The organism is Streptomyces sp. NPDC001787 (assembly GCF_040297465.1).
In the GTDB taxonomy this organism is placed as follows: domain Bacteria; phylum Actinomycetota; class Actinomycetes; order Streptomycetales; family Streptomycetaceae; genus Streptomyces.
In genome coordinates, this window is the sequence record NZ_JBEOZE010000014.1 from 54,962 (window position 1) to 75,488 (window position 20,527).

22 protein-coding genes are annotated in these 20,527 nt (G+C 71.4%); 9 read left to right on the forward strand and 13 right to left on the reverse strand.

What is annotated here, in order from left to right; genetic code table 11:
* Positions 1-42 precede the first annotated feature (42 nt).
* A complete protein-coding gene (locus ABT170_RS20190) occupies positions 43-225 on the forward strand; it encodes a tail-anchor membrane protein (protein ID WP_329941481.1) in 183 nt (60 codons plus the stop codon).
* A gap of 18 nt (positions 226-243) precedes the next feature.
* Here the strand turns inward: ABT170_RS20190 and ABT170_RS20195 are convergent, their stop codons facing one another.
* On the reverse strand, positions 244-1,203 hold the full coding sequence (locus ABT170_RS20195; protein WP_351869136.1) for a hypothetical protein: 960 nt from the start codon (positions 1,201-1,203) through the stop codon (positions 244-246).
* Between the two features lie 195 nt (positions 1,204-1,398).
* Here ABT170_RS20195 and ABT170_RS20200 point away from each other — a divergent pair, with 195 nt between their 5' ends.
* Positions 1,399-2,334, forward strand: coding sequence for an oxygenase MpaB family protein (locus ABT170_RS20200; RefSeq protein ID WP_351869139.1), 936 nt, complete (start codon positions 1,399-1,401; stop codon positions 2,332-2,334).
* Positions 2,335-2,536: 202 nt separating this feature from the next.
* Here ABT170_RS20200 and ABT170_RS20205 read toward each other — a convergent pair whose 3' ends face one another.
* The 5 genes from ABT170_RS20205 to ABT170_RS20225 form a co-directional block, all read right to left on the reverse strand.
* Positions 2,537-3,112, reverse strand: coding sequence for a TerD family protein (locus ABT170_RS20205; protein ID WP_329941484.1), 576 nt, complete (start codon positions 3,110-3,112; stop codon positions 2,537-2,539).
* A gap of 142 nt (positions 3,113-3,254) precedes the next feature.
* Positions 3,255-3,419 (reverse strand): Sec-independent protein translocase subunit TatA, encoded by a 165-nt coding sequence (gene tatA / locus ABT170_RS20210; protein ID WP_351869142.1) that lies wholly within the window; start codon positions 3,417-3,419, stop codon positions 3,255-3,257.
* Between the two features lie 91 nt (positions 3,420-3,510).
* A complete protein-coding gene (gene mgtA / locus ABT170_RS20215; protein ID WP_351869145.1) occupies positions 3,511-6,195 on the reverse strand; it encodes a magnesium-translocating P-type ATPase in 2,685 nt (894 codons plus the stop codon).
* A gap of 118 nt (positions 6,196-6,313) precedes the next feature.
* Complete coding sequence (locus tag ABT170_RS20220) at positions 6,314-6,679, reverse strand: ArsR/SmtB family transcription factor (protein ID WP_351869148.1); 366 nt, start codon at positions 6,677-6,679, stop codon at positions 6,314-6,316.
* Positions 6,680-6,998: 319 nt separating this feature from the next.
* Positions 6,999-7,427 (reverse strand): PPOX class F420-dependent oxidoreductase, encoded by a 429-nt coding sequence (locus ABT170_RS20225; RefSeq protein WP_351869151.1) that lies wholly within the window; start codon positions 7,425-7,427, stop codon positions 6,999-7,001.
* A gap of 137 nt (positions 7,428-7,564) precedes the next feature.
* On the opposite strand from ABT170_RS20225, the gene ABT170_RS20230 reads away from it, so the two are divergent.
* The 4 genes from ABT170_RS20230 (at position 7,565) to ABT170_RS20245 (ending at position 10,724) form a co-directional block, all read left to right on the forward strand.
* Complete coding sequence (locus tag ABT170_RS20230) at positions 7,565-7,978, forward strand: roadblock/LC7 domain-containing protein (RefSeq protein WP_329941504.1); 414 nt, start codon at positions 7,565-7,567, stop codon at positions 7,976-7,978.
* 111 nt (positions 7,979-8,089) lie between these two features.
* Positions 8,090-9,382, forward strand: a complete 1,293-nt coding sequence (locus ABT170_RS40615) for a DUF6397 family protein (protein WP_502970545.1) — start codon at positions 8,090-8,092, stop codon at positions 9,380-9,382.
* Positions 9,357-9,845, forward strand: coding sequence for a GNAT family N-acetyltransferase (locus ABT170_RS20240; protein WP_329941489.1), 489 nt, complete (start codon positions 9,357-9,359; stop codon positions 9,843-9,845). The genes ABT170_RS40615 and ABT170_RS20240 overlap by 26 nt, the downstream gene beginning before the upstream one ends.
* A 255-nt stretch (positions 9,846-10,100) precedes the next feature.
* Positions 10,101-10,724 carry an LAETG motif-containing sortase-dependent surface protein gene (locus ABT170_RS20245; protein ID WP_351869154.1) on the forward strand — a complete coding sequence of 208 codons (624 nt, stop codon included), beginning with the start codon at positions 10,101-10,103 and terminating at the stop codon, positions 10,722-10,724.
* 157 nt (positions 10,725-10,881) lie between these two features.
* Here ABT170_RS20245 and ABT170_RS20250 read toward each other — a convergent pair whose 3' ends face one another.
* Entirely contained in the window at positions 10,882-13,026 is a 2,145-nt protein-coding gene (locus ABT170_RS20250; RefSeq protein ID WP_329941491.1) for a SpoIIE family protein phosphatase, read from the reverse strand.
* A gap of 279 nt (positions 13,027-13,305) precedes the next feature.
* Here ABT170_RS20250 and ABT170_RS20255 point away from each other — a divergent pair, with 279 nt between their 5' ends.
* On the forward strand, positions 13,306-14,388 hold the full coding sequence (locus tag ABT170_RS20255; protein WP_351869157.1) for an enoyl-CoA hydratase/isomerase family protein: 1,083 nt from the start codon (positions 13,306-13,308) through the stop codon (positions 14,386-14,388).
* A 64-nt stretch (positions 14,389-14,452) separates the two neighbouring features.
* On the opposite strand, the gene ABT170_RS20260 is transcribed toward ABT170_RS20255, so the two are convergent.
* The 4 genes from ABT170_RS20260 to ABT170_RS20275 form a co-directional block, all read right to left on the reverse strand.
* Positions 14,453-14,680 carry a hypothetical protein gene (locus ABT170_RS20260; protein ID WP_351869160.1) on the reverse strand — a complete coding sequence of 76 codons (228 nt, stop codon included), beginning with the start codon at positions 14,678-14,680 and terminating at the stop codon, positions 14,453-14,455.
* A gap of 95 nt (positions 14,681-14,775) precedes the next feature.
* On the reverse strand, positions 14,776-15,297 hold the full coding sequence (locus tag ABT170_RS20265; RefSeq protein ID WP_329941494.1) for a hypothetical protein: 522 nt from the start codon (positions 15,295-15,297) through the stop codon (positions 14,776-14,778).
* A 134-nt stretch (positions 15,298-15,431) separates the two neighbouring features.
* Positions 15,432-15,908, reverse strand: a complete 477-nt coding sequence (locus ABT170_RS20270) for a hypothetical protein (protein ID WP_351869163.1) — start codon at positions 15,906-15,908, stop codon at positions 15,432-15,434.
* On the reverse strand, positions 15,908-16,570 hold the full coding sequence (locus ABT170_RS20275; protein WP_329941496.1) for a hypothetical protein: 663 nt from the start codon (positions 16,568-16,570) through the stop codon (positions 15,908-15,910). Before ABT170_RS20275 ends, ABT170_RS20270 begins: the two co-directional genes overlap by 1 nt.
* A 148-nt stretch (positions 16,571-16,718) precedes the next feature.
* On the opposite strand from ABT170_RS20275, the gene ABT170_RS20280 reads away from it, so the two are divergent.
* On the forward strand, positions 16,719-17,558 hold the full coding sequence (locus tag ABT170_RS20280; protein ID WP_329941497.1) for a pentapeptide repeat-containing protein: 840 nt from the start codon (positions 16,719-16,721) through the stop codon (positions 17,556-17,558).
* Positions 17,559-17,578: 20 nt separating this feature from the next.
* Here ABT170_RS20280 and ABT170_RS20285 read toward each other — a convergent pair whose 3' ends face one another.
* Positions 17,579-18,088 carry an SRPBCC family protein gene (locus tag ABT170_RS20285; RefSeq protein WP_329941498.1) on the reverse strand — a complete coding sequence of 170 codons (510 nt, stop codon included), beginning with the start codon at positions 18,086-18,088 and terminating at the stop codon, positions 17,579-17,581.
* A 318-nt stretch (positions 18,089-18,406) separates the two neighbouring features.
* On the opposite strand from ABT170_RS20285, the gene ABT170_RS20290 reads away from it, so the two are divergent.
* Positions 18,407-19,708, forward strand: a complete 1,302-nt coding sequence (locus tag ABT170_RS20290) for a radical SAM protein (RefSeq protein WP_443034238.1) — start codon at positions 18,407-18,409, stop codon at positions 19,706-19,708.
* 87 nt (positions 19,709-19,795) lie between these two features.
* On the opposite strand, the gene ABT170_RS20295 is transcribed toward ABT170_RS20290, so the two are convergent.
* Complete coding sequence (locus tag ABT170_RS20295; RefSeq protein ID WP_329941500.1) at positions 19,796-20,455, reverse strand: NADPH-dependent F420 reductase; 660 nt, start codon at positions 20,453-20,455, stop codon at positions 19,796-19,798.
* Between the last annotated feature and the right edge of the window lie 72 nt (positions 20,456-20,527).

Sequence of the window (20,527 nt, forward strand, 5' to 3'; positions counted from 1 at the left end):
ACACAGCAGGGAGCGGCTTCGGCCGCGAAGGAGGCGTGGACCATGTCGAACGGTGCGAAGATCGCCATCGGGGGAGTTGTCGCGGCAGCCATCCTGTGGCCCCTCATCGGGTTCTGGTGGGCGCTGCTGGTGCTGATCGGAGTGCCCGTCGTGGGCTATCTGATGCTTGACCCGTCCCAGCGGCGCAGACTGCGCGGGGTCAGCCGCAAGCGGATCGGCCGCTGACCCCCGGGGCCGGGGAGGTCAGGACGGGCGCACGGCCAGTTCGTCCAGGGCCTTCAGCAGACCGGGCAACTCGGGGCCACGGCCCACGGGCAGCACCTCACCGGGCGTCTCGTCCAGCAGGATGAACGCGATGTCGTCCGTCCTCGCCACCAACGACCACCCCGGCCCGTCGGCACGCAGGGTGCGGGCGTCGGCGGTGGCGAAGGCGGACCGTATCCGTCCGGGAGGCGGTGGAGTCCGGATATAGGCGCGTGCCTCCTCCAGTGCCCGGCGCACACCGGGGTGCTGGAGGGAATGGAGGCCCGCCCCCTCTGTTCCGGGGCCCTCGGCTGTTCCCGGGCCCCCGTCGTCCGCTTCCCGGTGTCCGGCCGGAGCGGGCGTCCCCGTACGAGACGCGGCGGCTGCGGCCTCGCCGCTCCGCGCTCCGCCACCCTCCGTCTCCCCGGGCCGCCCCTCCCCGGGCCGGGCGAACGCCGAGTCGTCGATCCGTTCCCGCCAGTCCACCCACCGCGCGGCGATCTCGTCCGCCCCGAGACGCCGCTGCGCCGGACCCCAGGACCCGGTGTCGGGCGGTGTCAGCGGGGCGGGGCCGCCCCCTTCCGCCGCCGGGTCCGGCAGCGGGTCGTGCGGGGCCGGAACACCGGGAGCGGCGACGGCCACGTCGAGCGGCCAGCCGGGCAGCGCGCACACCACGGAGCGGTCGTCGGGGGAGAGGTCGTACTCCATTCCGCAGTCCCAGGCGGAGATGGCGACCGCGACCAGGGAGACGTCCTCGACGACCACGGTCCAGCGGGCGCCCGTGCCGTCCTGGCCGAGCACCAGACCGTAGCCCTCCTCGTACGGTTCGAGGGCGAGCGCCCGGCACGCGGCGACATAGTCGTCACCGAGCACGCTCGGGAACCGCGCGGGGGTGAGCAGCGCCGCGGTCAGCACAAGCAGCGCGTCGTCATCGGCGACCATGTCGTCCGTCCCGGCCACAGCGTCCCCCTCGTCCCTGACGGCTTGATCTGTCGGCGCACCTTAACTACTCGGTAACCCTGTCGTCGAGGCCCTGACAAGTACACGGGAGGGCCGCCGCCCGCGCTCCCGCGCCGGCGGGGACGCGGGCGGACACCGGCGCCGCCACCGCGAGCCCTGCGTAAGGTTGGACCTCCGGCCGAACGAGGGGACAGCGTGGTGAAGAGGTACGACAGGCTGAGGGAGATTCAGCGACTCGACCCGGAACGGGACTTCCTGGAGATCTACCGCCTCACCGCTTGCTACGAGTTCCCCTGGGACATCACCAGAGCACTCGAACTGGCCCTCTACCGCACGTATGCCGTCCCCAGCATCGGCCGGCTCCTCGCGGAGACCGCCGAACTGACGGACCGTCCGCAGAAGCGCTACGACGACACCGTCCTGCTCCTGGACACGGTCGTGGAGCACGGCTTCGACACCGGACAGGGACGCACCGCCATCCGCCGGATCAACCAGATGCACCGGAGCTACGACATCAGTGATGACGACATGCGCTACGTTCTGTGCACCTTCGTCGTCACTCCGAAACGCTGGATCGACAGCCATGGCTGGCGCAGGCTGTGCGACCACGAGATCCGTGCCTTCGTGGCGTACTACCGCACGCTCGGCACCCACCTGGGGATCAAGGACGTGCCCCGCACGTACGAGGACTTCGAGCGAACCCTCGACGCGTACGAGCGTGAGCACTTCGGCTGGGACGAGGGGGCCCGCAGGGTCGCCGATGCCACGCTGGCCCTGGTGGGCTCCTGGTATCCGGCCGTGCTGGCGCCCGTCGTACGCGGAGCCAGCCTCGCGCTCCTGGACGATTCGCTGCTGCGGGCGTTCCGGTACGGGCGGCCGAGCCCTGCCGCCCGTCGGCTGACCAACGGCGCGCTGCGGCTGCGCGCCCGTACGGTACGGCTTCTGCCACCGCGGAAGGCGCCGCACTACGCGCGCCGGAACCCCGAGGTCAAGGGGTACCGGGACGGCTACGAGGTCGCCGGGCTCGGCACGTTTCCCACGCCGGGGGTCCGTGGGTGTCCGGTCCCGCACGGCCGGACACCCACGGCTCGGGGCGAGCGGACCAAGAGCGGTCCGGAGTCCGTGCAGTAGGTGTCCGTCGGCCGTTCGTACGAGGGTGAGGGCGTCCGGGCGCAACGCACCGTCCGGTTCCGCTCGCCGGCCGCGGAGCGCAGGGCCGGCGGTGCCGGCCGAAGGCCTGATTCTCCGCGGGATGAGGCACGGGCGCCGGGCTGTCGTTTCCGGTTCCGGTTCCCGGGTCCGGAGAGCGGACGGACGGTGCGGGGGAGCCTCGTCAGACGTTGACGCCGTAGTCGGAGGCGATCCCCGCGAGCCCCGAGGCATAACCCTGGCCCACGGCGCGGAACTTCCACTCGGTGCCGTGCCGGTACAGCTCGCCGAACACCATCGCGGTCTCGGTCGACGCGTCCTCGCTGAGGTCGTAGCGGGCCAGCTCGACGCCGTTCGCCCGGTTCACCACGCGGATGAACGCGTTGCGGACCTGGCCGAAGCTCTGGCCGCGGCTCTGGGCGTCATGGATCGACACCGGGAACACGATCTTCGCGACCTCGGCCGGCACCCCCGCCAGGTCGACATCGATGGACTCGTCGTCGCCCTCGCCCTCGCCCGTCAGATTGTCGCCGGTGTGACGGACCGAACCGTCCGGGCTGTTGAGGTTGTTGTAGAAGACGAAGTGCGCGTCGGAGAGGACCTTTCCGGCCTCGGAGCAGAGCAGGGCACTGGCGTCGAGGTCGTGATCGGCGCCAGTGGTGGTCCGTACGTCCCAGCCCAGTCCGACCGTCACGGCGGTCAGGCCGGGCGCCTCCTTCGACAGGGAGACGTTGCCGCCCTTCGCCAGGGTCACACCCATGGAATTCCTCCAGTGTCACGTCGATCCGCACGGCTCCGCCGTGCTGTACAGCCGTCGTTCCTGCGAACGTGCGGTGCGGTCCTCATGGTTCCCTGATTGCGCAAGTCATGAAGTGAAGATGGTGGACGAGAGCGCCGGGGGCTCACCGGGCCTCCTCCTCCTTCATGGCCCTGGTCTCGCTCCTGAGGATGCGCATCGACTTCCCCAGGGCGCGCGCCGTGTCCGGGAGCTTCTTCGATCCGAAAAGCACGATGAGCACGATGGCCACGATCAGCAGATGCCAGGGCTCCAGGCCGTTGCGCAACATTCTGGTCCCGCCCTTCTCTCCGTCCGCACGGCAACAGTTGCCGCATTGCGCAACTGTACAACCGTGGTGGTGGGTGGGGACGGCCGCCCCCTCACCCCGGCCGGCCGTCGGAGTCCGTGCTCCCGGATCGTCCGCGCTCGCTGCCGTCCGGCCGGCGGTCGTCCCGGTGGCGGTCGTCACGTCTGCGCGCCGCCGACAACCCTGCCGCGTACAGCCCCAGCACCGTGCCGAGCAGCAGGTAGTAGAGGGGCGGGAGGGCGGACATGCCCAGCAGCGGGCCCACCGGGGTCAGGGGCAGCAGCACTCCGACGGCGGCCAGTCCTGCCGCCGCCGTACGCAACGGTCCACCGGCGCGGCGCTCGGCGGTGGTCCGCCCGGTACGCAGCAGCACCATCACCAGGGCCTGGGTGAGCAGATTCTCGGTGAACCACCCGGCATGGAACGCGCTCTCGTCGTCCGGCGCCGACGGGTCGCCCAGGGCCAGCGCGAGCACGCCGAACGTCGCGAGGTCGGCGGCGGCGTTGAGCAGCCCGAAGCCCGTGATGAAGCGCAGGAAGTCACGGGGACGCAGCACGGTGGGCCGGCGCAGGACCGATGCCGCGGGCCGGTCGAACGCGAACGCCAGCTGCGCCGCGTCGAAGCAGAGGTTCTGTACGAGCACCTGCGCCGGGAGCATGGGGAGGAAGGGCAGCAGCAGCCCCGCGGTCAGCATGGCGATGACGTTGCCGAGGTTCGAGGAGAGCGTGACGCGCAGATAGGTGGCGATGTTCCCGCTGCTGCGGCGGCCCGCGACCACGGCCCGGTCGATGGCCGTGAGGTCCTTCTCGGCCAGGACGACGTCCGCCGCTTCCCGTGTCACGTCGACCGCGTTGCGGGGGCAGATGCCGACGTCCGCGGCGTGCAGTGCGGGGAGGTCGTTGACGCCGTCACCGAGGAATCCGGTGGTGTGCCCGCCCGCGCGCAGGGCCGCAACGATGCGGGCCTTGTGCTCAGGCGTGCACCGGGCGAACACGGTGGTACGGCCCGCCAGCCGCGCCAGTTCCTCGCCCGACAGCCCATCGATCCGGTCGGCCGTCACGACGTCGCCCGGTCGCAGACCCAGGTCGTGGCAGACGCGGGACGCGGTACCGGGATGGTCGCCGGTGAGTACCTTCACGGCCACGCCGCGCGCTGCCAGGACACCGAGTGCGCCGGCGGCGCTGGGAGCCGGGAGGTCCCTGAGGGTGACCAGGCCGAGGAACGTCAGCCCCCGCTCGTCGGCCGGTGTGCAGGCGCCGGTCCGGGCCGGACGGTCGGCCCGCGCCACGGCGAGCAGCCGCAGCCCGCGCTCCGCTTCCCGGGCGGCGAGGGCGAGCAGCCGTTCCCGTTCCCGTCCCTCCAGTGCGCAGCGGTCGAGTACGGCCTCGACCGCCCCCTTCGTGACCAGCGTGTGGATCCCGGGGCGGCCGGGCCGACGGACCACGGCGGTGGCGAGACGGCGTACCGGATCGAACGGCAACGCCGCCACTCCCTCGTACTCGGACAGCGGTGAACTGTCCTCACCCGCCTCCGCGTCGTCCTGCGCCGCGTCGAGAACCGCCTCGTCCAGTGCGTCGGGAGCCGGCAGTTCGGCGAGTTCCAGAGTCCACCGCGCGCCGACCGCGGCCCAGCGCAGCGCCTCGGGATCCGGCCGCCCCGTCCCGTCCACCGAACCCTCGACGACCGGCCGGTCCTCGGTCAGGGTGCCCGTCTTGTCCAGGCACAGGACATCGACCGCTCCGAGATCGTGCAGTGCGGGCAGTCGCTTCACGATGACGCCGCTCGTGCGGGCGAGCCGGGCGGCGCCCCGGGCCAGCGTCGTCGTGACGATGACGGGCAGCATCTCGGGGGTCAGGCCCACGGCCACGGCGACGGCGAACGGCAGGGTCTCCAAACCCCGGCCGCGCAGCGCCGCGTTGGCCATGAGCACCAGGGGCGGTGTCAGCAGCATGAAGCGGATCAGGGTCCAGGAGATCCCCTGCACCGACCGGTCGAAGGCACTGGTGGCCCGACGGCGGGCGCGACCGTCATGGGCGGCGGCGAACCGGGTGTCCCCGCCGGTCGCGACGACGACCGCCGTACCGCTGCCGGAGGTCACACTGCTGCCCTGGAAACAGAGGTGCGGCTGTGCGAACGGGCCGGAGGGGGACACGGGTGGTTCCGGGGCCTCGACCGGGTGCTTCGGCACCGGCGCGGACTCTCCGGTGAGCGCGGACTGATGCACGGTGAGGCCACTCGCGCGCAACAGCCGGACATCGGCGGGCACGAGATCTCCCGGACCGAGCCGGATCACGTCGCCCGGCACCAGATCGGCCACCGGAACCTCACGGGCACGGGGCACGGCATCGGCCGACGTACGGCGCAACACGGTCGCGGTGGTCGCGACCAGCTCCCTCAGCGCGGCCGTCGAGCGGTCGGCGCGGTGTTCCTCGCCGGAGCGCAGCAGACAGCTGACGAGGACGAGGACGAGGATGACGCAGGCCGTTCCCCACGCCGTCACGAGAGCCGACACCAGCCCCAGACAGAGCAGCACCGAGGTGAACGGGTCCCGGAGGCTGCCCAGGAAGCGCCGGGGCCAGGAGATCGGACGCCAGGCGGGAAGGACGTTCTCACCGAGCCGTGCCAGGCGCTCCTCGGCCCGGGTCTCCAGCAGCCCGCGCGGTCCGCTGTCCAGCGAGCGCAGCACCTGGAGCGGGGTGAGCACGTCTCCGGCAGCGCCGGTGCCGTCGTCCGTGACATCGAGGGGCCCGCCCCTCACGGGACCGCGGTAGCCGGTAGCGGAGCCCGCACCGTGGCGGTGGGCCGTCGTCAGGGGAATCACCGTGGCCGAGGCCTCGTTCAGGCCCGCGTGGCCCGATCCAGCGGCTGAGGTGCTGTCAGGCACCGAGCTCACGCAGGCGGACAGGCCGCGCTGCCGGGTGTCCGGCCTTTTCCGCCAGCTGGCCGACCATCAGCAGTACCACGCTCACGACCCCGGGGTCGTCGACCAGGTAGACCTGGCGGCGCCCCTCGCGGCGCGAGCGTACGAGTCCGGCCAATTTCAACTTCGTCAGATGCTGGCTCACCGAGGGCAGTGTGCCGCCCACCCGCTCGGCGAGCCCGGTCACATCGCTCTCGCCCTGGGACAGTGCCCACACGATGTGCAGCCGGGCGGGCGACGCCAGGAGCCCGAACGCGGCAGCCGCCTCGGCCAGCACTTCCGCGGGCGGGTCATCGAAACCGCCGCCGGAACCTGTCGACACGCTTGACCTCTCCGTCCACGGGCCGCCCGCGCGTGTCCATCCCGCACGCGTTCCCTGTACTGACAGGGTCAGTCACCCGAAACGGCCAGTGTAGAGGGCGCGGCCTGCCTGCTCATTGGCCGATCCGGCACTCTTCCGAAGCAAAAGAGGACCCGATATAGGCAAGGAATGCTCATCGCTCGATCGCATCAAGGCAAACATGGCCCAAAAGTGATCACTCTGAACTCGGCCATGACCATCGCCGTCCACTCGGGCCGCGTCGGCATCCCGGGGAAGCAGGCCCCGGTGAGCTGCGGCTCGCCGGCCCCGGCGAGCGCACTCAGTCCGCCACTGCGGCCATGGCGAGCACCTTGTCCACACGGACACGCACGATCAGCTCACCGGGCACGCCATTGCGCCTCCCGAATTCCTCGGCCTTCTCCTCGCCCATGTACCGGGCCGCGATGCGCGTCGCCCAGTGCCTGAGCCGATCGGGGTCCTCGCTCAGTTCGGCGCGCCCATGAAGCACGGCGAAAGCGAAGGGAGGCCGGTCGTCGTCGACGCACACGGCCACGCGGGCGTCACGCGCGAGATTGCGGCCCTTCACGGTCTCCTTGCCGGTGCTGAACACCAGCTCGTCGCCGTCGAGCAGGAACCAGACGGGGGCGATGTGCGGACTGCCGTCTGCCCGGACGGTCGACACCTTGGCGGTACGGGTGCCCTCGGAGAGGAAGGCCCGCCGCTCTTCATCGGTCATGTGGTGTGCCATGGCCCCATCCTCGGACGAACTCGCGCGTGGCGCGAAGCGACGCCCCGGGGAAGGGGACGCTTGCCCGTACGGGAGCGGTACGCAAGGCTTACGCGCGAGCGGGGAACGGGGAACGTATGAGCGGGGAGGACGAGCACATGGCGCTGGACCGGGGACTTGACTGGCTCCTTGACGATCTCACCAGCAGGGTGGAACACATACGGCACGCACTGGTGCTGTCGAACGACGGTCTGGTGACCGGGGCGAGCACCGGACTGGCGCGCGAGGACGCGGAGCATCTGGCGGCGGTCTCCTCCGGCCTGCACAGCCTGGCCCGCGGATCGGGACGGCACTTCAGGGCCGGCCGGGCCCGGCAGACGATGGTCGAATTCGATGAGGCGCTGCTCTTCGTGACGGCCGCGGGGGACGGCAGCTGTCTGTGCGTGCTCACCGCGGCCGAGGCGGATGTCGGCCAGGTCGCCTACGAGATGACGTTGCTCGTCAATCGCGTCGGCGAACACCTCGGTGTCGCGGTCCGTCAGGGCGGCGACACCGATAACAACCACCCCTGACCTGCCTTTTCCACCGCGTCTCGGGAGTTGTCCACAGGCCTCGCGGCAGCAGCCTCCTCCGGGCTACCGTGATTACGGAGAGTATTCGAACCTCACGGGGGAGGACTGGGCATGACCGTTACGGACGTCACCCGCACGCACGAAGAGGAAGCGCGCGACCAGGAGCGCGATGACCCCGCGGTCACGGTGGCCGCGGGCCGGGCCGCCCAGGAACTGGGCGTGAAGCGCGGGGAGTTCGAGCTCGCGGTGCATCTGGGGCTGATCGTCATGACCACCGGACGGGGTGGCGGGCGCCCACGGGTCGGCAAGGACGAGATCGAGCGGCTGCGGGCGCAGCCGGGATTCCCCGACGCCCTCGGGGAGCGCGTACGCACGGTGGGCACCGCGGAAGGGGCGGCGCTGCTCGCCATCGGCCCGGCCCGGTTCACCAGGCTGGCACGGGCGGGCTGTTTCGCCCCGGTCACGTTCTATCTGAACCGCTACCGGGCGGTGGTCTGGCTCTACCTGGCCGACGAACTCGCCGAGTTCGCCACCCGCGAGCCCGCGCTGCTCGCCGGCACGAGCCCGGCGGGAATGCGGACGATGCTGGAGGCCGGAGCCGACTGGCGCGCCCGGAACTGGCGATCGCAGCGGATCGACAGGCTGCTCGACCGCACGGAGGACGCATGGGCGAGGGCCGCCGTGCAGGCGTCCGCGTTGGATCCCGTCCAGCTCGCCGAGGTGGTGGACGATCCCTACGAGCGGGCCTACCTGGCCAGGGTCCGGCCGGAGCCCGTGTTCGGGCGGCCGGGATCGGTGTCCGCCAGGGAGGCCATGGGGGAGCTGATGCTGGCGGACGATCCCGACGAGATCCTGTGGCGGCGGATCGGGCTCGGCCTGGAGCTGGACCGGGCCCGCGAGTACCGGGCCGCGCCGCGCCCCGGTGAGGAGCGGGGTCTGCGGGCGGCCCTGCCGGACGGGCCGTCGTCCGGGCGGGGCGGGCATGCGACTCCCGAGGGGGCCGTGGTCCTGCCGTGGCGGCCCGTGGGGGATGCCGGTCGGTCCACGTCGGCCCCCCGGTTCGGGCCGGTAACCCGCCCCGCGCCCGAACCGGTGTCTCCCTCCGGGGCCGATTCCTGTTCCGCGCCCGCACCGGGCTTCGTGCGTCCGGCCGCCGCCGAGGACTCCTTGCGACGGTGCGAGGGCGCGGCCGAAGATCCGCCCGGGGGCTCCTTCGGCGTATCCGGTGGTGATCTCCCCGGAGCCGTATCCGTTGCCGCGCATCCCTCCCTCACCCGACGCGCCCCCGCGCGGGGGCTCCTCGCCCGGCTGGGATGGCGACGGCGGGGGCCCGATAAGCGGTGGCGGGCGGCAGCCCCGCACAGGCATCCTGTGCCGCATGTTGATCAGGGAAGCAACCGCTGAGGACTGGCCCGCCATCTGGCCCTTCTTCCACACCATCGTCGCCGCCGGTGAGACGCTCACCTACCCGCTCCAGCTCGGCGAGGACGACGCGAAGGACTGGTGGTTCCTCGCAGCGCCCAACCGCACGGTCGTGGCGGTCGACGGCACCGGGACGGTGCTGGGCACGGCGAAGATGAACCGGAACCACATGGGCAACGGTTCACATATCGCCAGTGGCACCTACATGGTCGACCCCGCGCACTCCGGCCGGGGTGTGGGACGGGCTCTGTGCGAGTACTCGGTGCAGTGGGCCCGCGCCTCGGGCTTCCGGGCCATGCAGTTCAACGCGGTGGTCGAGACGAACACACATGCCGTCAAGCTGTACCGATCGCTCGGCTTCGAGGTGCTGGGAACGCTGCCGGAGGGCTTCAACCATCCGACCGAGGGGTACGTCGGGCTGCACATCATGCACAAGGCGCTCTGACAGCGTTCGCGCGTACGGATCAGCGTCGACGCGTGCAGGGCGGCGGCCCGACGAGTACCGCCCACTCTCCCATCGCGCCACCGCGGCCTGGTGTTCTTCCGAGGTTCATGTCCGCCATATGGCAAGTAGCGGAGGTTTGAGGTCAGTTGATCCATCCCGTGATACGCGGGGTGGGCGCGTCGCCCGGTGCCCATGGCAGTACTGTGCGCCCCACCGCCATTCGGGCGATGAGAAGTTCATCTGGAGGAAGAATCCATGACCATACCCAGGAGATCGTGGCGTGGCGCGGGAGTACTCGTGGCCGCTGCGGTCGTCGGTCTGACCGGCGGGGTCATCTCCGCAGGTCCGGCCGCAGCTCACACCCCCACCTGGGTCGTGACCTGTTCCGACGTGAGCGTCGACCTCACCAACTACACGAGCGGTGTCGCCAATACGGTGACGGTGACGGTGGACGACAAGGAACTGCTCCCGACGGAGACGTTCGGGCGGGAGTTCCACAAGAAGCTCACGCTGCCCGCGCACGACAAGGAGGTGACCGTCCGGCTGATCGTCAAGGACGGTGGCGAGGGCGGTACGTACTCGCGCGACCTCACCGAGACGGCCCCGGTGTGCGAGGACGAGACGCCGAAGCCCACACCCAGTGAGACGAAGCCGGCCAAGCCCCCGGTCACGTCGACTCCCGAGCCGAGCTCCACGCCGAGCGAGAAGCCCTCGGAGTCCGCGCCCGCCGTGCCCGCACCGAGCCCCAGCTCGCCGGACCTGGCCGAGACCGGCTCGTCGTCCGCCACACCGGTCATCGGTGGCGCCGCGGTCGCGGTTCTGCTCGCCGGCGGCGGCATCCTGTGGGCCGTCCGCAAGCGCCGCACCCCCCAGAACTGACGCTGTCCGTCCGGCACGCGGGGCCCACGGGCCGCACCCCGTGATCTGTGGGACCGAGCCGTTGAGCGTGTGAGGACGGTCTGCCGGGGGCGTGTCGCACCACTTCCGGTGGTGCGACACGCTCCTCACCCGCCTACCGGTGCCGGCGAGGCAGCTCTCAGCGCGTTCCGGAGCGCGCCTCGCCCGTGGACGGGGGCGCTGCGGCGGGCCCGGGATCCGGGCCGATCTCGCACCAGACGGCCTTTCCCTCGCCGCGGGGTTCGATACCCCAGCGGGTCGCGACCGCGTCGAGCAGGAGCAGTCCGCGGCCCGATGTCGATGTTTCCCCCGGGGTCCGCCGCCGGGGCCACACGCTCGACCGGTCCTGGACCGACAGCCGTACGCGCCGTACCGGCTCGGGCAGCACCTCCAGGGTGAGTACGGCTCCGCCCTCCGTGTGGAGGAGCACGTTCACCAGCAGTTCACCGGTGACCAGTTCGGCATCGTCCGCCAGCTCGGCCATGCCCCAGTCGGCCAGCGCCTGGCGGACGATGGCACGGGCGTCCGAGAGCCCCTCCGGGTCCGCCTGGTGGATGTACTGATGCAGCCGGGGCGCGAGCGACGACCCCACATCGGGGCTTCGGCGCAGCACCAGCAACGCCACATCGTCCCCCGAACCCCACCGTTCCCACAGCCTGTCCGAGAGATGGTCCGCCAGTGCCTCGGCGCCCGCCGGTCCGGCGCTGAGTTCGTGCGAGAGCGTCGACACACCCGCGTCGATGTCGTTCCCGGGCTCCTCCACCAGCCCATCGGTGAAAAGGACCAGGGCTTCACCGGGCAGCAGATCGAGCCGGGTCTCGGGGAACTCCTCGTCCTGGAACTCCGTGGAGATTCCCAGGGGCAGGCCACCGCGTACCTGGGGACTGCCGACCCGGCCGTCCGTGTGCCGGATCAGCGGGCCGAAGTGCCCGGCGCGGACCACCCGCACCGACCCCGAGGCCAGATCGACCTGGGCGTAGGTGCAGGTGGCGAAGCGGTCGGTGTCCAGCTCGGCGAGAAAGCGGGAGGCGCGTGCCAGCACGGTCGCCGGCGCGTGCCCCTCGCCCGCGTACGCGCGCAGGGCGATGCGCAACTGCCCCATGATGGCGGCCGCGTGCGTGTCGTGGCCCTGGACGTCGCCCACGACGATGCCGAAGCGGTTGTTGGGCAGGGCGATCACGTCGTACCAGTCGCCGCCGACCTGCCGTCCGCTCCACGCCGCGTGGTAGCGCACCGCGATCTCCCCGCCCTCGATGTCCTGGATGCGCCGCGGGAGCATGGCCGCCTGCAGGTCGGTGGCGAACTCGCGTTCCTCGTCGAACAGGATCGCCCGCTGGAGCGACTGGGCCACGATCGCGGCGAGCCCCAGGCACAGGATCCGTTCGTCCTGGTTGAAGACCGTGCGCTCCCGGTAGAACAGTGCGAGCCCGCCGATCGGGCGGGCCTGGGCCACCAGCGGCAGATAGGCGGCGGCACGAAACCTCAGTCTTCCGATGCGCGGCTCCAGCACGGGATACCGCCTGGCCAGGGAGGCCAGGGAGGTGATGAAGCGGGGCTGACCGCTGAGAACGGTGTCCGCCAGCGGCAGCTCACGGCTGAGATCGCCGGAGCCGAGATCGTCGAGTACCTCCAAGGACTCACCGGTCAGCGCGATGATGTTGAGCGAGGAATTCTCCACCAGCCCGAGCGCCAGTCCGTCGGCGCCGACCCTGGCCAGGCCGCCCGGTCCGGTCAGCGCGGCTGTCACATCGTCCACGGTCACGGCACGCGACATGGCACTCGTTGTGCGTTCAACGATATTGGTCTGGCGCTGGCGCTGCTTTTCCAGGTCGAGTACGAAGGCCGAATGGGCGACCTCGGCCGTCGCGTCCCGCACGATCCCCACGAGCCGGTGTGCCTTTCTGTCCGACGACCGCAGGATCCGGGCCTGGAAATGGGTCCACTGACTGCTGCCGTCGTCGAGCGGGACCCGGAAATGGATACTGCAGGAGTTGCCCTTACCGCTGATCGCCTCGTCGATCGCGTCGTTCAGACGGTCCCGTTCCGCCGGTTCGAGCCGGTCCATCACCATGCGCGCGTCCGCGTCGAACGTGGCGGGATCGATGCCGAAGACCATCAGCCCCGCATCGTCGATGTCCAGCGTGCGGGCGTCCAGATCCCATTCGAAGCTGCCGGTCCGGTTCAGGGCCAGGCGTTCCGCCGGCCCGAGCTCGCCGTTGTGCCGCCGGTCGATCCGGCTGAGCGGCCGGGTGCCGGCGTCTTGTCGCTGCTCGTGGTCGGTCATACCCCCTCCGGAGGTCGTCCGGCCGGGGCTGCTGGACGGCGCGGCCCTCAGGACTCAATTGTCGAGCCGGTCCGGCAGGACTGCCACAGCGGATCACCCGGCCGGGCCCCGGCCCCGCCTCCACCGTGTTCCGTCCAAGCCCCGGAGACCTGCCGACCCCCTCTCCCGTCTCGTCACCGGCCCGTCGCACAATGGGCAGGGGAATGATCGTCCATGAACGACGGGCGGTCCGCCCACAGGCCCACATTGCCCACAGGCCCACCGACCGGGAGCGCACACATGAACGATGACGGCCCCGTCCTGCTGCACACCCAGGGCCACGCCCTGTACATCACGCTGAACCGGCCACGGGCGCTCAACGCGCTGAACCACACCATGGTCCGGTCCATCGATGCGGCGCTCGCCGGTGCCGAGTGTGCGGACGAGATCACCTCGGTGGTGATCGGCGGGGCGGGGGAGCGCGGTCTGTGCGCGGGCGGTGACATCCGCACCCTTCATGACGACGCACGCGCCGGGGGCCGGTCCTCCTTGGAGTTCTGGCGCGACGAGTACCGGCTCAACGCCCGCATCGCCCGATTCCGCAAGCCGTACGTCGCGCTCATGGACGGCATCGTGATGGGCGGCGGCGTGGGCGTATCGGCTCATGGCAGCATCCGCGTCGTCACGGAACGCTCACGGGTCGCCATGCCGGAGACCGGCATCGGATTCATGCCCGACGTCGGGGGTACGCACCTCCTGGCCGCCGCTCCCGGGGAACTGGGCACACATCTGGCGCTGACCGGCCGGAGTGTCGGCGCCGCCGACGCACTGCTCTGCGGCCTCGCCGACCACTTCGTACGGTCGGAGCACCTGCCGGAACTCACCGCGGCCCTCGCCACGAGCGCCACGCCCGGCGAGGTCGCACGGACGGTGCTCCGGCACACGTCCGAAGCGCCCGGCGGCGAGCTCGCGTCCGCGCGTCATTGGATCGATGCCTGCTACGCCGCGGAAACGGTCGAGGACATCCTCGAACGGCTGCACGGCAGCGGCCTGCCGGAGGCGCGGGAGACCGCCGCGACGCTCCTCACGAAGTCGCCCACCGCACTCAAGGTCACCCTCGCAGCCGTACGCCGGGCACGTGCGCTCGACAGCCTGGAGGCGGCTCTCGACCAGGAGTTCCGGGTCTCCAGCCGGGCTTTCGAGCAGCCCGACTTCGTGGAGGGGGTACGCGCCCAGATCATCGACAAGGACCGGAATCCGCAGTGGAAACCGGCCGGCCTCGCCGAGGTCTCCGACCGCGACGTCGCACGCTTCTTCGCGCCGCTCGGCCCGGACGAGCAGGAACTCGGACTCGCCGTGGACACGGGTACGGACGGCGCCTGACGCGCCGGCCGGCGGTCCCTGACGTGCGCGCCGTCCGGGCCCCGGCGCGAGGCCGACGCGCCGGTCAGCGACCGTCGCCGGACAGGTTCGGCCGCAGGGCCTGTACGAGAGCGAAGAGCCTGTCCTCGTTGCCGGACAGCCCCGCGCCGCTCAGCGCCCGGTCCGCCTCCTCCATCGGAGACGTGAGCAACGGCAGGTAGACAGGCATGTCGTCCGGGTCCGAGAGAGCGGCCCGGGTGGCTTCCAGTAACCTGACATACGCCTGGGCGGCGGCGATTTCGTCTTTGTCCATCACAGCATCTCCTGGTCAGAGGTGTCGTCCGGGCAAGCATCCCCCATGGGTCTGACAACGCCCCGCGGACCGCCCCCGCTCCCGGCCGGCCGGTGTCAGGCGCCTCTCGTGCGCAAAGCGTCGGCGGGCGGCTCCACTTCCAGGAACCTGCGTCGCCGGGGCCCCCGGTAGAGCAGCACCGTCCAGCCGAGGCGTCGCAGTGCGGCGGCGCACCGGGGCAGCGCGTCCTCCTCCTCGTGAGCGGCCCCGCTTCCGGGGGGACCGGCCCACTCCACCCGTACCGTGCCCGGGGATTCGCCCTCCAGCACGCGATACCCGGCCGCCGTGCGCCGGCCGGAGGCGTCCAGGGCGGAGGGGGCCGCTCCGGAGGCCTCCAGGGCCAGTGCGACGGCCCGAACCGGCCGATGGAGCTCCCATGGCGCGGGCACTCCCTCCGGGTCGGCCCGCCCGGTGTTGGTCAGCCTCCGGATCTGGAGCAGCCCCTCGAAGGCGGTCCGCACCGAAGCGGCCCGCACCTCCACCGCCCGCCGGGAACCGCCGGCCCCGTCGTCCGCCCCGGTGAGCGGCGGACCGTCCCCGGTGGCCGGTTCGAACCCGGTCTCCTCCTCGGCGCTCATCCAATTCCCCTTCTCCGGTACCGCACTGCGCTCCAGTGTGCGCCGGACCACTGACAACGCCGAAGCCGTGACCGGGGGAGCGGGCCGGCCGCTGTCACGCGCGACGGGCCGTCACGCCGGGCGGAACTCCCGTGTCACACCGGGGTGAAGCCCCGCAGATAGTGCTCACGCAGGACGCCGCGGTGCCGGGCGTCGGAGAGCTGCTCGGTCACCCACAGGAAGAAGTCGTCCGCCAGGGTGTCCGTCCAGTCGTACGCCGGGTCGAACGGCCCCCGGTCCGGGGCGGGCACCTCCGCCTCCCACGGTGCCGCGCCGGGGCCGGTGACCGTGAGCAGCCGGGTTCCGCCCGGTCGCGGATCGCATCGGACGCGGACCTCGTCGCCGTTCCACCGGTGGCTGCCGTACTGGAGCCAGAGCGCCGAGGACTCGGCGTACAGGGCGGCACAGCCGCCGGTGCCGTGCGACAGGACATGGACGAAGCCGTGACACAGCCGCTCACCGGCAGGTTGCGCGAAGGCGTCGGCAGGGCCGGGGGAGAGACGCCCGGAAGGGGGGTCCAGGACCCAGAGCCCGCCGTGACGGTCGTAGTCCTGAAGCACGGCGGGAGACATCAGTGCCGCGGCTCCAGCCCCAGCTCCTGGTCGACAGCGGCGTTGCTGCGGGTCGCCGCGTCGATGACCTTGGCCCAGCTGCCGTACCTGGCGAACTGCTGATCAGCCGTCGGGCCCAGCGGATTGCCGTACTTGGCGATGTTGCGCGCCTCCAGCATGGCGACCGCCTCGGGCGACATCCCGGCCCGCGTGATGTCCTTGGCCTCATTGCGCATGTCGACCAGGACCCGGGCGATCTCCTCGTCGGAACGGCCCTCGGCGCGCATCTGCCGCTCCACCGCCTCCATCCGGTCCAGCAGTTGGTGGTACCGCACACGGACCTCGCGGGCCTGCGCCTTCTCCTGAGGCGTCATCTCCCGGATCGCACAGACGACCGGATCGCCGCTGGTGCACGGGGCCTCCGGAACGGCCGCGCGGGAGGCGGCGAACGACGGACCGGCCGCACGGGCCGGATCGAGCGACGGGCCCGCGGCACGCGAGAGCGAGGGACCCGCCGCGGGGGCCGCGACCGCGCCGCCGGGTGCGACCAGGGCGCTGCCCATGACGGTCAGCAGGGGGAGCAGCAGGGATACGACCAGCCTGCGCGCGAGCGGACGGCGGATCCCACCGCGATCGGCGGCCGGGCCGGCGGACTCCGGGGCAGTCAGAAGACGTACATGCATGAAGGAAGGCTCTTTCGCCTGGGAAACAGGGCGAGACGGGACGTTACGACGGGCCGCGCGGCGGCAACCGATCATGGGCGCGGCGCGTCCGGGTGATATCTCGCTAAACTCGGCCCCCTCGCACTTCAGAACAGAGGAACCGCACCCCGTGTCCGACAACGATCCGAGCGCCGCACCCGATAGCGAACGGGCCGCTCTGCGCGCGGACTGCGCGAACTGTTTCGGGCTGTGCTGCGTCGCGCTGACCCTGACCGCATCGTCGGACTTCGCGATCAGCAAGGACGCCGGAGAGCCCTGTCCCAATCTTCAGGATGACTTCCGCTGCGGCATCCACACCGCGCTGCGGCCCAAGGGCTTCTCCGGCTGCACGGTGTACGACTGTTTCGGCGCGGGCCAGAAGGTCTCCCAGGAGACGTACGGCGGCCAGGACTGGCGGTCGGCCCCGGACACCGCTCAGCAGATGTTCCAGGTGTTCCCGGTGGTGCGCCAGTTGCAGGAACTGCTCTGGTACCTCACCGAGGCGCTCGCCCTGCCCGCCGCCGGGCCCCTGCGCGCCGAGATCGCGCGTGCCCTGGAAACGACGGAACGTCATACCCGCCGGCCCGCCGCGGAGCTGGCCGTACTGGACGTGGCGGCCCACCGGGACGGCGTCGCCGACCTGCTCCGGCGTGTCAGCACACGCGTGCGGGCCACCGCGCCCCGCCGCAAGAAGCGCAGCCACCGGGGAGCCGACCTCATGGGCGCCCGGCTCAAGGGCGCCGACCTCCGGGGCGCCGACCTGCGCGGGGCCTACCTCATCGCGGCCGATCTCACCGGCGCGGACCTGCGCCTCGCCGATGTCATCGGCGCCGATTTCCGGGACGCCGACCTCTCCGGTGCCGATCTCACCGGCAGCCTGTTCCTCACCCAGACCCAGCTCAACGCGGCCAGGGGCAACGCGGCGACCGGCCTTCCGGGCCATCTGACCCGCCCCGCGCACTGGGGGTGACCCGAGGGTGGGGCCCGCCGTCAGACAGCCCCGCCCGACTCCAGCGCCGACTTGAGGCGTGCCAGCGTGGTACGGATGTTGCGGCGCTGGAACTCCGCGAACGTGTGCCCCCGTGTCGCGATCCGGTCGAAGCCGTTGGCCAGGAAGTCGGGCCACGCGCGCCGGTCGTCGGTCCAGGTCTCGGTGACCCGGGTGGACCCGCCCACCGCTTCGAAGCGGTACTCCCAGGTGGCGATCGAGCCCGGGAGCAGCGGCCGGCGGGCACCTATCGCATGGACCCGGAAGGCGAAGCGCTCACCCGGGTCCGCGGCCGTCACCGTGCACCGCGTCGTCCAGCGCACCGCACCGCGTTTGTTCCGGCCGTCGAAGACCATGCCGACATACGCCCCACGCCGGTCCCCGCGCACCGTGGCCCCCTGGTTCTCCGGGCTCCAGCGCCCCATCGCGGTGGGATCGCTGAGCTGCTCGTACACCACCGCGGGCGGGGCGGCGACGACGATGCTGTCCGACACGGACATGGTGCGGGGCATACGGCGACTCCTCGTCCACGGCCGTCCCGGTCCACCGCCGGGAGCCGGACGGACCGTGGTGCCGGAGTCCCGGGGCGCCACACCTTACCCGCGGGTAGTTCCGTCCGGTCCACGGGCGGCGCCGCGCGATGGCGCACGAGCGGGGTGCGAACGGTTGGCGGCCCCGGTTCGTTGGAGAGTGTGGCGTACACGCAACAGCGTCCAGTGGACCGCACCCGAGGAGCCCCGCACATGCCCAGCCCTACCGAAACCGGCGGCACCGATACGACCCGTACCGGCCCCACCGGCTCCGGCCGTACGCGTCTGGTGGAACAGCTCATGGAACGGTTCCCCCACGTGCCGCGGGAAGCGGTGATCAAGGAGGATCTGCTCCGCGGCGGCGTCGCCTTCGACGAGTCCGCGCTCAGCGACAACGAGCATGGCGACGTCAAGCCGAAGTCGTACTTCATCTTCTCCTTCGACCACGGCACACTGCCCGAGCTCGGCGCCGCCGCGCTGCGCCGTCCCCCCGAGGAGATCGTGCTCACCGGCGGTCCGTACGGGCTGCGGCGCACCGTGGTGTCCGTACGGGTCAACCCGGCTTCCCCGTACCGGGTGGCGGCCGGCCGGGACGGAGTGCTGGGGCTCTACCTGGACGGCAGGCGCATCTCCGATGTCGGTCTGCCCCCGATGCCCGACTACTACCGCCACACCCTGGAGAACGGCAAGTCCGTGATGGAGGTGGCGCCCACCATCCAGTGGGGCTACCTGATCTACCTCACCGTCTTCCGGGTCTGCCAGTACTTCGGCGCCAAGGAGGAGTGCCAGTACTGCGACATCAACCACAACTGGCGCCAGCACAAGGCGGCGGGACGCCCCTATACCGGGGTGAAGGACGTCGAGGAGGTCCTGGAGGCCCTCGCCATCATCGACCGGTACGACACGGCGAAGACCTCCACCGCCTACACGCTCACCGGCGGCGCGATCACCTCGCACCTCGGCGGACGCGACGAGGCCGACTTCTACGGGCAGTACGCCAAGGCCATCGAGGAGCGCTTCCCCGGCCGGTGGATCGGCAAGGTCGTCGCCCAGGCCCTGCCCAAGGCCGATGTGCAGCGCTTCCACGACTACGGAGTACGGATCTACCACCCCAACTACGAGGTGTGGGACCGCCGCCTGTTCGAGCTGTACTGCCCCGGAAAGGAGCGTTACGTCGGGCGCGACGAATGGCACCGCCGCATCCTCGACTCCGCCGAGATCTTCGGCCCGCGCAACGTCATCCCGAACTTCGTCGCCGGTGTGGAGATGGCCGCGCCCTCCGGCTTCACGACGGTCGACGAGGCCATCGGCTCCACGACCGAGGGTCTGCGCTTCTTCATGTCGCACGGCATCACACCGCGCTTCACCACCTGGTGCCCCGAGCCCACCACTCCGCTCGGCAGAACCAACCCGGACGGGGCGCCGCTCGAATACCACATCAGGCTGCTGGACGCCTACCGGTCGACCATGGAGGAGTACGGCCTGTCCTCACCGCCCGGATACGGCCCCGCCGGGGCCGGCCGCGCGGTGTTCTCGGTGAGTTCCTTCATGGACAGCCTGGCCCCGGACCAGGCGGCTCCGGAGGACGGTGCGGCCGGCTGACCCCCGGCACCGTGCCCGCTCCGGTCCCGCCCGTGTCCCGGGGCCGGGCGCCGCCGGGGCGCGGCACGGCTCCCCGCAGTGACGGGGTCAGGCACGCCACTGCGAGGTGCGCTCCGGGGAAGCCTCGGCCAGTTCCTTCACGATGACGTCGGCATCGCCGCGGCTCCCGTAGACGGGGGTTCCGGGCTGCTGCCGCCACGACTCGTCCAGGCCGCCCGCGTCCACGGTGTCGAAGCCGAGCTCGTCGATGAGGTCGCGTACGGCCTGCTTCGCCGCGGCGTCGTCGCCGGCGACCGGCAGTGCCTGACGGCCTGCGGCGCCCTGCGGGCGGCCCCGGTCCAGGATGTCCTGGGCGTACGTCCCGTTGAAGGCCTTGATCACCGGGTGCCCGATCTGCTGCTCGGTCCAGCGGCTCTCGGGCAGACCGTCCTCGATGGCCGCGATCCTGCCGTCGCGCTCCTGCGGGTAGTAGTTGCCGGTGTCGATGACCACGGCGCCCGGCGCAGCGCCGTCGAGGACACCGGAGGGCAGGGCGGGCACCGCCTTGAGAGGAATGGTCACCACGACGATCCGGGCGTCCTTCGCCGCCTCGGTCACGTCGACCGGGGTGGCGCCGGTCTCCTCGGCGAGCGCCGTGAGCGTCTGCGGGCCACGGGAATTGGCGACGGACACCTCATGTCCGAGCGCGGTGAGCCGCCGGGTCAGGTTGCCGCCGATGTTGCCCGCCCCGATGATGCCGATCTTCATGGTCCGACCTTCCGCTGCCGACTGCCTGATGAGAAGTGGTCTCGTCGCATCACCAACTGCACACCGGCGTGC